The sequence below is a fragment of the Alteromonas sp. MMG017 genome (genome assembly GCF_018100795.1).
In the GTDB taxonomy this organism is placed as follows: domain Bacteria; phylum Pseudomonadota; class Gammaproteobacteria; order Enterobacterales; family Alteromonadaceae; genus Alteromonas.
This window is the reverse complement of sequence record NZ_JAGJDY010000003.1, coordinates 212,382-226,330: the sequence shown is the minus strand read 5'-3', so window position 1 is coordinate 226,330 and position 13,949 is coordinate 212,382. Positions and strand designations below refer to the sequence as shown.

Sequence of the window (13,949 nt, the reverse complement as noted above, 5' to 3'; positions counted from 1 at the left end):
AAATTATCAAGGCCTTTAGATAAGGCTTTTGCGTTGGTTTGACGGCGGAATCGATAACGATTCCCGGTATTTTGCTATTGTTCGCCGGGCAACTTTAATGCCTTGTTCGGCCAACAATTGAGCAATCTTGCTATCGCTTAATGGCTTGCTGGGCGTTTCCGCTGCCACAAGCTTTTTGATTAGTGCGCGAATAGCGGTAGATGAACACTCACCACCAGATTCCGTTGCCACGTGACTAGAAAAGAAATACTTCAATTCGAAAATGCCACGTGGAGTATGCATATACTTTTGCGTGGTGACACGTGAAATGGTGGATTCATGCATATCTACCATTTCTGCGACATCATTAAGCACCATTGGTTTCATCATTTCTGGGCCGTGCTCGAAAAAGCCCATTTGTTGCTGCACAATACAGTTTGCGACTTTCATCAAGGTGTCGTTTCTTGACTCAAGGCTTTTTATAAACCATTTGGCTTCTTGCATATGCGAGCGAATAAATTGCGAATCGCTGCTGTTTTTAGAGCGTCTGCTCATGGCAGCATATTGCTGATTTACGCTTAATTTAGGCAGGCTATCAGGGTTAAGTTCTACCACCCAACGGCCATTCTTTTTGTTTACCGAAACATCAGGAATAACATATTCCGGCTCTTTGGTAATTAATGCACTACCTGGACGAGGATTCAACGTTTGCAATAAGCGCATGGCTTCGCGAAGTTGATCTTCTTTCAAACGGCTTTTGCGCATTAACGTACGGTAGTCTTTGCTGCTAAGTAGGTCTGAATACTCGTTGATAAGCTGTCTTGCTTCAGTAAGCCATGGCGTATCGTCTGAGAACTGGCGAAGCTGCACAAGCAAACATTCTTGCGGAGTACGTGAACCTGAACCGATAGGGTCGAACATTTGAATACGTTTTAGTACACATTCAACTTCGTCCATTTCCACCAATTCTTCAACATCGTCGGAATTCACTGACTCTAAAATCTGTTCAATGGGTACGTTGAGGTAACCAGATTCATCAATTGAGTCGATAATGGCGGTAGCAATTGCGCGGTCGGTATCCGAAAATGGCGTTAAACGCATCTGCCAAAGCAAATGGTCTTGAATATTGTCGGTAGTTTCACCCTGAAACAGTTGGTCGTCATCATTATTAGATGGACCTGGAGCGGGTGCAGATGAGGCCGAGTAATACTCATCCCATGTGCTGTCAATTGGCAACTCGTCGGGAAGGTCATTCTTTTCAAGCGCATCTCCAGCTTCTAACGAATCGCTAGATGCAGTTGGAGCCGCTTCTACAGAAGGGTCGTCTCCATCCATGTTGTTTTTCTCAACAGGGTGGTCATCGCCGCCTTCTTCAACTTCTAAAAGTGGGTTTGAGTCTAGTGCTTCCTGAATCTCTTGCTGCAGGTCGAGCGTAGACAACTGCAGCAGCTTGATTGCCTGCTGCAACTGCGGTGTCATGGTAAGTTGTTGACTGAACTTTAGCTGTAAAGATGGTTTCATCTACGTCTTATTTTTAAACTCTTGTTGTGAATATACCCGTGTTTAAAACTGAAAGTGACAATTCGGTTACAGTAACTATAGCCTGAATTGTTCTCCTAGGTATACATCCCTTACTTTCTGATTACTTAAAACTTGTTCTGCCGTCCCTTGCGCGATGAGTTCGCCTTGGCTCACAATATACGCTTTCTCACACACATCCAGTGTTTCTCTTACGTTGTGATCGGTGATAAGGATTCCAATTCCTCTGTCACGAAGATGTTGAATGATCTTCTTTATATCATTAACCGATATAGGATCAACACCTGCAAATGGCTCATCTAGCAAAATAAATTGCGGATTGGCTGCTAATGCTCGCGCGATTTCTACTCGGCGACGTTCACCACCGGATAAACTCATACCCGTACTATTACGTATATGGTTGATATTAAATTCATCAAGTAGCGCATCGGCTTCTTGTTCTTGTTCTGCTGAACTTAACCCTTTACGGGTTTGTAAGATAGCCATGATGTTTTCAAACACCGTCAATTTTCTAAAAATCGAGGCTTCTTGCGGCAAATATCCAATTCCGCGACGTGCTCGTTCGTGCATGGGTTCGTGGGTTAATTCGCTGTCATCAATGCTGATTTTGCCCTTATCAAGGGGTACTAGGCCAACAATCATGTAGAAGGTAGTGGTTTTACCGGCACCATTTGGGCCGAGTAATCCAACGATTTGCCCAGTCGATACTGATAAGCTTACATCGCGAACCACTTGACGTGCTTTATACGCCTTTGCAAGGCTCTGTGCGCTCAACGTTGCCATGATTAGTTGTCGTCCGCCTTATCGCCTTCGTTATTCGATGACGCTTTACGTATTGCCTCAGGCGTAAATACGGTAGTTACTCTGCCACCTTCACCATCTTCGCCGCCTGTTGCAAGCAATTGTTCTGTGACCATGTCGAAGGTAATCTTGTCGCCTTGTACTTTACTGGTGTCTTGCTGTAGCTCGGCACTACCTTGTAAAGAAATAGTTCGGTTTACCACTTCATAGCGAATTTCATTGGCTTTCGCTGTGACGGTGGCACCGTCTTCAAGTTCTTGCGAGTAGCTAGCTGGTTTGCCGCGAGCAACGAATATCTCTCGTCCATCACCTTCGCTGGCAATAACTTCAACTTCATCGGCATTTATTACCAAAGAACCTTGGGTAATTCGTACATCATCTTTAAACAATGACGTTTTGTTTTTGCCGTCAACAAATTGCGATTTCGAGTCGACTTTAATGGGTTTGTTAAAGTCGCTTTCAGCCGCTATAGCCACAGTAGCGAATAGGCTAACAGCTAGGCTGGTCGCTAATGCTTTAGAGGCTAGGCGAATAAATGGTTTGTACATGGTCTATTAACTCGTATTCCTGGGTACGCAAATTGGCGTTAAACCCATTGCTGTTAATCACATATTGTAAGCCACGTATTTCCACGGGCTGATCAGATGTCATTTGCTTAGTGTACAGGTTTATCTCTATAAACGCTGTGCGTATTGTTCTTACAAAGTCATCGACACTTTGGTTTTCAATAACGACATTATTTTCTAGCTGTATCAATTCGTTATTGTACAAAGTACCTTCTGTCGCGGTCACTTCCCACGGAGACTGTGCATCGTCGGTATACAATGTATATCTGGGCTTTTGGAATAAAACAAAGCCCAATTGGTCGTAATGTTCCATCGACGCCGCAAATACTTTGTGATTTAACTGGCCTTCTTGATTATACAAGGTGGTCGTTAAGTTTTTGGCTTTGTAAGCGGGCTTTAATGCATCTAACCCCTGATTAGTCTGCTGGGTAGGATCTTCTTCCATCCAAATCGGAATATACATGGCGGATGCCAATATAAATAACACCGAAATACTTAAGCCTAATCGGTCAAACCCTAATACCTTCATACGCTAGCACCTTGAATACCGTGCAGCTTGTCGTTTGCTTGAAGTAGAGTGTCACATATTTCACGTACCGCACCGAAGCCACCTGGTAACGTGGTGATCCAGTTCGCTTGTTGGGCAACCGCAGGATGGGCGTCTTTTACCGCAATTTTTACACTAGCGTGAGGGTACATGCCGGTATCTGGCATATCGTCACCTACCACCGCCACATGCTCGGGCTTAAGTGATAAGCGAGTCATAAGTTCGGCAAGTGCGTCAGATTTATTTTCTTCACCTTGCACGATGTGTGCAACATTCAGCGCTTTCATTCTATTTTCGACAATGGCAGAGCGCCTGCCCGTAATGACTGCTACTGCTACCCCAGAATTTACGAGCGCTTTTACGCCGTAGCCATCTCGGGTATGAAATGCTTTTAATTCTTCGCCCGCGTTACCAAGGTAAATACGGCCATCTGAAAACACACCATCTACATCACACACTAATAATCGAACATGCTTTAACGAGGAATACAAAGCCTCAGGCATAGCGGTATAAAGTGTATTTACGGTTGTTTGGGTGTCGCTCATTATAAAACTCCCGCTTTAAGTAGCATGTGCATGTTGAACGCGCCCACAGGCTTGCGGGTTTCATCCGTTACCATAAGCGCGCTTATCTTATGGGTTTCCATTAAGTTTAGCGCTTCTACGGCGAGTTGCTCTGGCATGGTTGTTTTACCGCCTTTGGTCATCACTTGTGTAACCGTTGCAGTATGCAAGTCTATGCGAGCATCTAAAATACGGCGTAAGTCACCATCGGTGAAAATTCCAATCAATAAGCCTTGGTTATCGATAACCCCAGTCATACCCAAGCCCTTATTGGAAATTTCCAATAGCGCTTCTGCAACGAGGGCGTTTTCGTCTACCAAGGGTAATTCGCCGCCTGTCAGCATAATATCACTTACTTTAAGCAGTAGTTTTCTGCCTAAACTGCCACCAGGGTGGGAAAGCGCAAAATCGTCAGAGGTAAAACCTTTGCGATCAAGTAGCGCGACGGCAAGGGCATCACCCATTACCAGCGTCGCGGTAGTGCTAGAGGTAGGTGCTAAGCCTAACGAGCACGCCTCTTTTTCTACACTGATATTCAATACCACGTCTGCGTGCTGGCCTAACGAACTGGTTACGCTGTTAGTCATTGCAATAACCGGCACGTTTAAGCGCTTTACAATGGGTAATAAATTAACAAGCTCTGCGGTTTCACCAGAATTAGAAATAGCGAGTAGCACATCACCTTTGCTTAACATGCCTAAGTCGCCATGGTTAGCTTCGCCTGGGTGCATGAAAAACGACGGGGTTCCGGTACTGGCAAGTGTTGCTGCAATCTTATGCCCGATATGCCCTGATTTACCCATGCCGCATACCACCACTTTGCCCGCGCAATTTTGCAGTAAGGTGCACGCAGTAACAAAGTCATCGTTCATGCGAGATGAAAGCGCTGATATTGCCTGCGCTTCTATCTCTATGACGCGCTTGGCTGAAGTGATGAAGCTATTTTCTTGTGACATTACGCAAAAAGCCAAAATTGATAACCAATAAAGCAAGCAATCAATAAGCCGCCATTTCTTCGACTTATTCGACGATTACCCATCAAGGTGAAACTAAATAAGAACAGTAACAAGGTTAGCCCGAGCACAACGAACATATCGCGGTTATAAACGTCAGGGTCTAACGCGCCTGGGGCGATTAAGCCCGGCATACCAAGTACGGCAAGTAAATTGAAAATATTAGAGCCAATAATATTTCCTAACGCTAAGTCATCTTCCCCTTTAAGCACACCAGCAATACTGGCAGCCAATTCGGGCAGGCTGGTACCTAGAGCAATAATGGTCAAACCGATAACTAAATCCGACATACCTAAATACTGAGCTATTTCTACTGCTGAACCTACCAAGAAGTGTGCACTCAACGGTAGCAATATTAAGCCAACAACAATCCAGAAAATAGCGGAAGAGGTGGGCACATCGTTAGGAATTTCATCGGTTGTCTCGCTCACTAACGGGTCTTCTTTATCCACTTTCATAGATAACCAGCCCATTAAGCCCAAAACAATGACGAAGAGGCTGATAAGAATGATGCCTTCCAGGTGAGTAAGTTCGCCATCGAAAAGAAAAGCAACCGCTATGACGGTAATAACAAGCAGGGCAGGGAGTTCACGCTTTAACGTAGAGGAGGCAACAAGAAGCGGTTTAACTAGCGCAGTAATACCAAGCACAAGGGCAATGTTGGTAATGTTTGAGCCTAATGCATTACCTACGGCGGTATTCATATTACCGTTAATAGATGCTGCGGCTGACACCACAATTTCAGGCGCAGACGAACCCATTGCGACAATGGTTAAGCCTATCATCATGGGCGCCATACCAATATTCTTGGCAAACGCTGATGCACCGTAAACAAAACGGTCTGCACTCCAGCTAAGTACAATCAGTCCAACTAAAAAAATGACTACGTTTAAAAGCACAACAACCAGCATAGTTAGGAATTTCACAAGATTGTCGCAAAAACAATGCCATTTGCCTATGGGAACTATCGCTTATTTTAGCAAAGGTGGTATTAAGTGCCCCTTAGAACGAGCTTACTGATTGAAAATTATTCGAATTTTCTAAATTCGAATAAATCGAACATAACTTGTAACGTTTTGCTTTTGTGCCGCGCTTGAAAAAGCGTACAATGACACTAAATTACACTGCTCAGTAAACTTTATCGATTTAACGTACTCAAAGGCATAGAACTTGCCTTTGCCTTAGCTGTTATCTAAAGCAGTTATACAAAACTAATAACGTTAAAGGCGACTTAAGTAGCTTAAACCTTACATCTATAGGAAGTGAGTGATGTGTGTCATTACTTGCTTTGCTGGTATCACTAATTATTCAAGGGTCGATAAATAAAATCGCTATGGACCATTTAGTCGAGATAGACAACCTAACCTTTCGACGCGCAGACCGTGTTATTTACGACGGTATTACGCTGAGTATTCCGAAAGGCAAAATTACGGCCGTTATGGGCCCCAGTGGTATAGGGAAGACCACCTTACTGCGCCTTATAGGCGGGCAATTAACTCCAGATGAAGGTGATATACAGTTTGATGGTGATTCTATTGTCGCCATGAGCCGTAAAGAGCTTTATCAAGCACGTCGTCGAATGAGCATGCTTTTTCAAAGCGGTGCTTTGTTCACTGACATGACGGTTTTTGACAATGTGGCGTTTCCACTGCGTGAACATACCAAGTTATCGGAAGATCTTATCGCTACAACTGTCGCATTAAAGCTACAGGCTGTTGGGCTAAGAGGCGCAGCGCAACTCATGCCAAGCGAACTTTCTGGTGGTATGGCACGTCGAGCAGCATTAGCTAGAGCTATTGCGTTAGACCCTGACCTTATCATGTACGATGAACCTTTTGCTGGCCAAGACCCTATTTCCATGGGCGTACTGGTTAAATTAATCAGAGGGCTTAACGACGCGCTAAATTTAACAAGCGTTGTGGTAACCCACGATGTAACCGAAGTGCTCACTATTGCCGATTATATTTATATTCTGGCTGACAAACGGGTGATTGGTGAAGGAACCGCGCAGCAAATTAGAGAAAGCGACTCAGAGTTAGTTCAGCAGTTCCTAAAAGGTAAAGCTGATGGGCCTGTGCCATTTCATTACCCTGCTCCGGATATAGAAAATACCTTTTTCGGAGGGGATAAATGAAGTTCTTCCAATCAATAGGTGCTAAGACCATTGGCAAGTTAACCGCCATTGGCCGCGCTACGTACATGTTAATGGGAGCGCTGTTTGCCGTTCCTAGATTAAAAAATATTCCGCTTACCATTAAGCAGGTTCATGTGGTGGGCGTTCAGTCTTTGTTAATTATTATCGTGTCAGGATTGTTTATCGGCATGGTGATGGCGCTGCAAGGCTATACTATTTTAGTTGATTACGGCGCTGAAGGTAGCTTAGGCCCTATGGTGGCGTTATCACTGCTTCGTGAGCTTGGACCCGTCGTTACCGCGCTGTTATTTGCAGGTAGAGCCGGTTCTGCACTCACCGCTGAAATTGGCCTAATGAAGGCCACTGAGCAAATTAGTAGTTTAGAAATGATGGCGGTTGACCCGCTAAGACGTATTGTCGCACCTCGCTTTTGGGCGGGCATGATTTCTATGCCAATGCTCGCGCTGATATTCAGTGCGGTAGGTATTTTAGGCGGTCACCTAGTGGGCGTTGATTGGTTAGGTGTAGATGTTGGCAGTTATTGGTCAATTATGCAGTCTACGGTGGAATGGGGCGAAGATGTGGTAAACGGCATCATTAAAAGCCTTGTTTTTGCCTTGGTTGTCACTTGGATAGCCATATTTAAGGGTTACGATTCTATTCCTACGTCGGAAGGGATCAGCAAAGCTACTACAGAAACTGTAGTGTATTCTTCATTAGCAGTATTAGGGCTGGACTTCGTGCTTACCGCCCTTATGTTTGGCATTGAGTAGGGTTGAGTCATGAATAAATATAAATCTGAAGTATTGGTTGGCATGTTCGTTGTATTAACCATTGGTGCGGTAATGTTACTGGCACTTAAAGTGGCTAATCAATCGGTAGGTGGCGATGGTGATACCTACACCCTATACGCTAAATTCGACAACATTGGTGGCTTAAAAGCACGCTCATCTGTAAAGGTGGGGGGTGTGAACGTTGGTCGTGTTTCTTCTATTACACTTGATCAAGAAGACTTCACGCCCGTAGTAGAGTTATCAATTTTGAAAAGTTACGACGGTTTTCCAGAAACTAGCTCAGTTTCCATACTGACCTCTGGCCTACTAGGTGAGCAATACGTTGGCTTCCAGCCAGGGTTTTCGTTTGACGGGGTAGCAAACCTTAAAGACGGCGATTACTTACAAGACACAAAATCGGCGTTGGTATTAGAAGATTTGATAGGGCAATTCTTATTTAGTCGCGGAAGTGACGAAGAGTAAGAGCTCAAAGGTTAATTAGAATTAATAAAGACCTGATGAAACCAAAAAGGGACTTTTCAGGTCTGTTGTAGTAAGCATTTAGTTTCAGGAGATAAACATTGAAAAAGTTAATGATGGTAATGGGTGTGTGGATGTTCTCTTTAGTGGGAATGGCACAAGCTCAAGAAATCAACGAGCAAAACCCGTATGAGTTGGTTAAAGGCGTTGCTTCTAAAACCTTCGATAGAATTAAAGCGAATCAAGAAGCGGTTAAAGCTGATCCTGAAATGTTGCGCACCATTATGGAAGAAGAGCTAGTACCTCATATCGACTATAAATTTGCTGCTTTCATGGTATTGGGCAAACACTTTAAATCAGTTCCGCAAGAAAAAATGGGTGAATACATTACCGTATTCAGACAATACCTTATAACGTCTTACGCGGTTGCGATGGGCTACTACGATAACCAAACGGTTCAGTTTGAACCTGAGTCATCGTTCAGTGATAAAAAATCAGTGACGGTTCGTGCCGTAGTTCAAGACCCTAAGCGTCCTGAGATTAAAATTGCATTTAAAGTACGTAAAGACTCTAAAACCAATGAGTGGAAAGCGTACGACATGGTTGCTGAAGGTATCAGCATGCTAAATAGTAAGCGTAGCGAGTTTGAATCTATCCTTCGCCAAGATGGAATAGATGCCGTGATTGCGCTAATGAGAGAAAAAATTGGTAAGCCTGTTGAGCTAAACCAAGATGAGCCTATCGATTTTGACGGAGAGACTGCGTGAGCCTTTTCCAGGTTAACGATAACGCCCAAGTCAGTGTGCATGGTCATTTAGACCGTGACACGCTGTCTAAAAACTTTTGGGAAAGTTTAACCTCTTCGCAAAGCGCTATATTGGCTAAAGCAGGTACGTGTTGTATAGACTTAGGCGATGTTGAGCGAGTAGACAGCGCTGGATTAGCTTGGATATTAAACGCAATTAGAGATGGAAAGTGTGAGGGGATTAATGTTAGCTTGCGTGAACCCCCAGAAAAATTACGTAAACTGGCTAAAATAAGCGACGTTGATGGCTTTTTACCAGTAGAATGATCTTAATTAGCTAGGTAAAGAACAAGCAGGTAAAGAAGTAAGTTATGGAATTGTCCGAAATTGAAAAAATTCTCACCGACGCCTTAGAACTTCAAGAAGTTCATGTACGAGGCGAAGGATCTCATTTCAACATTATCGCGGTAGGCGATATTTTTAATGAAATGAGCCGCGTAAAACGCCAACAGGCCGTTTATGCACCCTTATCAGATAAGATTGCCGATGGGTCTATGCATGCCATTACAATCAAAACCTTTTCAGTAAAAGACTGGGAGCGTGAGCGCCAGTTTCACATTCCTCAGTAAGCGGGTCTTTTTTCGTGGATAAACTTGTTATAAAGAAAGGCCCTGCACTGCAGGGAACCGTGCGTATTTCCGGTGCTAAGAATGCTGCGTTACCATTATTAATGACCAGTTTACTTAGCGACCAGCCATGTCGTTATACCAACGTGCCTCGACTGCGTGATATTAATACCACAGTAGCACTGTTACGAGAGCTAGGCGTTGAAGTAGCACAACCTGCTGCAAACGATGTTGTATTAGACTCAAGTACGCTGCAAAGCATCACAGCTTCATACGAACTAGTACGTACCATGCGTGCTTCAATTTTAGTGCTAGGTCCTTTGCTTGCGAAGCAAGGCAAAGCAAACGTATCACTTCCTGGTGGCTGCGCTATAGGTGCACGCCCTGTAAATCTTCATTTAACTGGCCTTGAAAAAATGGGCGCCAAAATTGAAGTAGACGAAGGGTACATTCGCGCTGAAGTTGACGGTCGCCTAAAGGGGGCGCGCATCTTTATGGACATGGTGAGTGTTGGTGCTACCGAAAACCTAATGATGGCAGCCGCGCTGGCAGACGGTACTACCGTGCTAGAAAACGCTGCGCGAGAGCCTGAAATTGTTGATTTAGCTAACTGCCTTATTCAAATGGGCGCGGTTATCTCTGGCGCAGGTACTGATAAAATTACTATTGAAGGGGTAGAAACCCTTAATGGTTGCGATTATCGTGTACTGCCCGATCGTATTGAAACCGGTACTTTCTTAGTTGCTGCTGCGGTAACAGGCGGAAAAATTCGTTGTACTCATGCAGCCCCTGAAACATTAGAAGCGGTTATCGATAAGCTTGAACAAGCTGGAGCGGTTATCACCCTAGGTGAAGACTGGATTGAGCTAGACATGCAAGGCAAGCAGCCTAAAGCGGTTCGCGTTAAAACGGCGCCACACCCTGCATTTCCAACTGACATGCAAGCCCAATTCGTTACGTTAAACTGCGTAGCGGAAGGTACAGGTGTGATTACCGAAACTATCTTTGAAAACCGCTTTATGCACGTACCAGAGCTACAACGCATGGGTGCTGAAATTGCCCTTGAAGGCAACTCTGCGGTATCTAAAGGCAGCTCAGCGCTTAAAGGTGCACCTGTAATGGCAACCGATTTACGTGCGTCTGCAAGCTTAGTGATTGCTGGATTAATTGCCGATGGTGAAACTCACGTAAACCGTATCTATCACCTAGACCGCGGTTACGAAGCCATTGAAGAGAAGTTAGGTGCACTTGGCGCCAACATCGAGCGTGTTAAAGAGTAAAAATTAAGAATAAAGGGCCACGAGCAATGTGAGTTAATTGCTTATCCGCGGCTTATAAAAAAGGCGCCTATGATGGTTTATCATAAGGCGCCTTTTTTGTGTTTTTGATAATGCTTTTATTTGTCAGCATAGGCTGTGCTGAAAGCGCTTTATTCTTGCGCTCTGAGCTCAGCAACTAATGCATTAATAGTAAGCGGGTTACCACCACGGCTAATTTCGAGTTCTAAGGTAGTACCAGGTGCAGTTTCTGCAATCATGTCTAAGGTTTTCGACGCGCTTTCTAAACGAATGCCGTCAATGGCCAATATGATATCACCTGGTTGCAAGCCAGCTTCATCTGCAGCACTTCCGTTAGCTACCGCCGTAACTTCAATACCTGGTCGGTTGCGGTACTCACCACCAATAAATCCTAATTGACCACGAATAACACGGCCATTATTGATGATTTTATCCATCACCCGCTTGGCGAGTTCATAAGGTACTGCGAAGTTAATACCATCTACATTTCGAACACGATTACGAGAATCACGTACTTGGAAATTCGCGTTGGTAATACCCAGTAGTATACCGTTACTGTCTACCAGTGCGCCGCCCGAATTACCTTGGTTCAACACGGCATCAGTTTGAATGAAATCAACATAATTAGATAGCCCGTTTCGTCCAGCGCGGCTCACAATTCCTTGCGTAATCGTTTGGCCTAAATCGAAAGGGTTACCGATAGCCATTACCACATCGCCTACGTGAATATCTGGCTCAGAAACTTGGGGAATAATGTGTAGGTTGTCTGCAGTTACTTTCAAAACGGCTAAATCAGTAAGTGGATCGTTACCCACTATTTGTGCTTCCAGAATTCTGCCGTCTTGTACCGCCACATAAATACTATCAGCATTTTCTACTACGTGGTGGCAAGTAAGAATATAGCCGTTTTCGGTCATGATTACGCCTGAACCTAAACTGGCGCGCTCTCTAGGCTGGTTGCGAAACAAGCCGGTGTCGTTCTCGATACTAACACTATAAATATTCACTACAGCAGGAGCGGAGCGGCTTAAAGGGGCAAAATAGCTTTCACGGCTAGCACTTACTGAGGGTTCTGTGAAAAGCCCTTGAGTGAGGCCACTACCTTGACGTAGATCCGGCAACAAAAACAACAGAAGCAAGGCTACTATTGTCCCAAGAAATATTGATTTTATAATGAAATTAACTATTGAGCTGCCAGTCACAAGCCACACTTACATTGTTTTTAATGCCAAAGCACGTCAGCCCACAAATTTGAGCCAAGTTAGTTGGCAAAATAAGGCTTAGTGTTGATGGTATTTTTATTTAATAAAAGTAAAGGATATCACCTTATCCGTCAATCTGTCGTCTTTAATCCGATTGGGCATAAGCATTTTACGGCAAACCTACATTTTCGGTGAATTACACATAAAAAAACAGCGCCTTTGGGCGCTGTTTTAATGCATAAGTTCGAGACAACTACTGACGAATCAATAAGTAAAGCGTAGAGTTTCCACGTTTAACATTTAGGGCAATAACCCCTTTTGCTTTATCTAACGCATCTCTAAATTCAGCCACAGATGGAGTGCGTAGGCGGTTCACACCCATCACAATATCATCAGGCTTCAAGCCAATACGTGCAGCAGGGCTGCCATTAGCCAGTTCAGAAATTACCACGCCCGCATTACCTGCTTCATCAGTACCATTGGTTAGCGTAGCGCCTTCAAGTGCCGGATGTATTTGGGCTGCCGTTACCGTTGACTGTGTTGCGTCACCAAGTACCACATCCAAATCCATCTTCTTACCTTTGCGCATCACGGTAAGTTCAACTTCAGCACCCGCACCCATACTAGAGATTTTGGCTCTTAGTTCTTGGAAGCTATGCAAGTTTCTGCCATTAATGCCGGTAATAATATCACCCGCTTGGATACCTGCTTTATCTGCTGCAGACTCTGGTGTTACTTCGCTAACAAAAGCACCAATATTGACATCAGCGTTCATGGCTTCTGCCAGACCTGCGTCTATATCGCTACCTAAAATACCCAATAGGCCGCGACGAACTTCACCATATTCAGCAATTTGATCAACTAAGCTTTTCATCATATTGCTAGGAATAGCGAAGCCAATTCCCACGTTACCGCCATTAGGCCCGAAGATAGCCGTATTTATACCTACTAGCTCTCCGCGTAAGCTAACCAGTGCTCCGCCAGAATTACCGCGGTTAATCGCAGCGTCGGTTTGAATGAAATCTTCATAACCACCAATATTCAAACCAGAACGGCCAAGCGCACTAACAATACCCGAGGTAACCGTTTGTGATAAACCAAAAGGATTACCAATAGCTACCACAAAATCACCCACTCTTAATGCATCTGAATCTGCTAACGGCAATGCAGTAAGATTATCTGAGTCGATTTTTAACAACGCAATATCACTTTGTTCATCAGAACCTAGTTTTTTTGCGGTAAATTCACGGCCATCGGTAAGCTTCACCGTAATTTCATCAGCATTGTCTACAACATGGTTATTGGTAACCACGTAGCCTTTATCTGCATCAATAATTACACCCGAGCCAAGACCTTTAAATGGTCGTTCTTGTACTTGCTCTTGCGGAGCGCCAAAGAAATACCTGAACATCTCCGGCACTTGTTGACGAGAGGTTTGCGTTCCCTCAACGGCAATACTTACCACTGCGGGTGTTGCTTCTTCTAGCATGGGAGCTAGAGAGGGCACCTCATCCTTTTTATCTGAAAAGAACGGCAATGCCGCATAAGAGTTCACGCTAAAGCCAAGAGAACTTACTAATACTGCAGACGCCACGACATACTGACGAAAAGACACTTTCATGCTCGCTTATACTCCTTCAGGTTATTGCGATATTGAATCATTTTACTAAAGACTCTGAAATA

Annotated in this window: 16 protein-coding genes; 7 read left to right on the top strand and 9 right to left on the bottom strand. The window is 44.3% G+C overall.

From position 1 onward, the window contains the following. Nucleotides 1-15 precede the first annotated feature (15 nt). The 7 genes from J8L84_RS05725 to J8L84_RS05695 form a co-directional block, all read right to left on the bottom strand. A complete protein-coding gene (locus tag J8L84_RS05725; RefSeq protein ID WP_013785360.1) occupies nucleotides 16-1,500 on the bottom strand; it encodes an RNA polymerase factor sigma-54 in 1,485 nt (494 codons plus the stop codon). A gap of 75 nt (nucleotides 1,501-1,575) precedes the next feature. Continuing rightward, entirely contained in the window at nucleotides 1,576-2,301 is a 726-nt protein-coding gene (gene lptB / locus J8L84_RS05720) for an LPS export ABC transporter ATP-binding protein (RefSeq protein WP_063456547.1), read from the bottom strand. A 2-nt stretch (nucleotides 2,302-2,303) separates the two neighbouring features. Continuing rightward, on the bottom strand, nucleotides 2,304-2,867 hold the full coding sequence (lptA, locus tag J8L84_RS05715) for a lipopolysaccharide transport periplasmic protein LptA (RefSeq protein ID WP_211069849.1): 564 nt from the start codon (nucleotides 2,865-2,867) through the stop codon (nucleotides 2,304-2,306). After that, nucleotides 2,836-3,414, bottom strand: a complete 579-nt coding sequence (gene lptC / locus J8L84_RS05710) for an LPS export ABC transporter periplasmic protein LptC (RefSeq protein ID WP_211069848.1) — start codon at nucleotides 3,412-3,414, stop codon at nucleotides 2,836-2,838. Before lptC ends, lptA begins: the two co-directional genes overlap by 32 nt. Next, entirely contained in the window at nucleotides 3,411-3,977 is a 567-nt protein-coding gene (gene kdsC / locus J8L84_RS05705) for a 3-deoxy-manno-octulosonate-8-phosphatase KdsC (RefSeq protein WP_211069847.1), read from the bottom strand. Before kdsC ends, lptC begins: the two co-directional genes overlap by 4 nt. Continuing rightward, nucleotides 3,977-4,951 (bottom strand): KpsF/GutQ family sugar-phosphate isomerase, encoded by a 975-nt coding sequence (locus J8L84_RS05700; protein WP_211069846.1) that lies wholly within the window; start codon nucleotides 4,949-4,951, stop codon nucleotides 3,977-3,979. Before J8L84_RS05700 ends, kdsC begins: the two co-directional genes overlap by 1 nt. Continuing rightward, nucleotides 4,951-5,907 (bottom strand): calcium/sodium antiporter, encoded by a 957-nt coding sequence (locus tag J8L84_RS05695; RefSeq protein WP_211070035.1) that lies wholly within the window; start codon nucleotides 5,905-5,907, stop codon nucleotides 4,951-4,953. Before J8L84_RS05695 ends, J8L84_RS05700 begins: the two co-directional genes overlap by 1 nt. Before the next feature lie 434 nt (nucleotides 5,908-6,341). Here J8L84_RS05695 and mlaF point away from each other — a divergent pair, with 434 nt between their 5' ends. The 7 genes from mlaF (at nucleotide 6,342) to murA (ending at nucleotide 11,046) form a co-directional block, all read left to right on the top strand. Then, entirely contained in the window at nucleotides 6,342-7,142 is an 801-nt protein-coding gene (mlaF, locus tag J8L84_RS05690; protein ID WP_211070034.1) for a phospholipid ABC transporter ATP-binding protein MlaF, read from the top strand. Beyond that, nucleotides 7,139-7,915: a lipid asymmetry maintenance ABC transporter permease subunit MlaE gene (gene mlaE, locus J8L84_RS05685; protein ID WP_211069845.1), complete on the top strand. Its 777-nt coding sequence runs from the start codon at nucleotides 7,139-7,141 to the stop codon at nucleotides 7,913-7,915. The genes mlaF and mlaE overlap by 4 nt, the downstream gene beginning before the upstream one ends. Before the next feature lie 9 nt (nucleotides 7,916-7,924). Beyond that, entirely contained in the window at nucleotides 7,925-8,398 is a 474-nt protein-coding gene (gene mlaD / locus J8L84_RS05680) for an outer membrane lipid asymmetry maintenance protein MlaD (protein WP_013785351.1), read from the top strand. Nucleotides 8,399-8,496: 98 nt separating this feature from the next. After that, a complete protein-coding gene (locus J8L84_RS05675) occupies nucleotides 8,497-9,162 on the top strand; it encodes an ABC transporter substrate-binding protein (protein WP_057793747.1) in 666 nt (221 codons plus the stop codon). Then, the gene (locus tag J8L84_RS05670) at nucleotides 9,159-9,467 is read left to right on the top strand and encodes an STAS domain-containing protein (RefSeq protein ID WP_211069844.1); all 309 of its coding nucleotides are present in this window, start codon (nucleotides 9,159-9,161) and stop codon (nucleotides 9,465-9,467) included. Before J8L84_RS05675 ends, J8L84_RS05670 begins: the two co-directional genes overlap by 4 nt. A 44-nt stretch (nucleotides 9,468-9,511) precedes the next feature. Continuing rightward, the gene (locus J8L84_RS05665) at nucleotides 9,512-9,769 is read left to right on the top strand and encodes a BolA family protein (protein ID WP_057793741.1); all 258 of its coding nucleotides are present in this window, start codon (nucleotides 9,512-9,514) and stop codon (nucleotides 9,767-9,769) included. Between the two features lie 14 nt (nucleotides 9,770-9,783). Continuing rightward, nucleotides 9,784-11,046, top strand: coding sequence for a UDP-N-acetylglucosamine 1-carboxyvinyltransferase (gene murA / locus J8L84_RS05660; protein ID WP_013785347.1), 1,263 nt, complete (start codon nucleotides 9,784-9,786; stop codon nucleotides 11,044-11,046). A gap of 149 nt (nucleotides 11,047-11,195) precedes the next feature. On the opposite strand, the gene J8L84_RS05655 is transcribed toward murA, so the two are convergent. Both J8L84_RS05655 and J8L84_RS05650 read right to left on the bottom strand, forming a co-directional pair. Beyond that, entirely contained in the window at nucleotides 11,196-12,266 is a 1,071-nt protein-coding gene (locus J8L84_RS05655; RefSeq protein ID WP_041452585.1) for a trypsin-like peptidase domain-containing protein, read from the bottom strand. A gap of 253 nt (nucleotides 12,267-12,519) precedes the next feature. Beyond that, nucleotides 12,520-13,887: a DegQ family serine endoprotease gene (locus J8L84_RS05650; RefSeq protein ID WP_211069843.1), complete on the bottom strand. Its 1,368-nt coding sequence runs from the start codon at nucleotides 13,885-13,887 to the stop codon at nucleotides 12,520-12,522. Nucleotides 13,888-13,949: the final 62 nt, after the last annotated feature.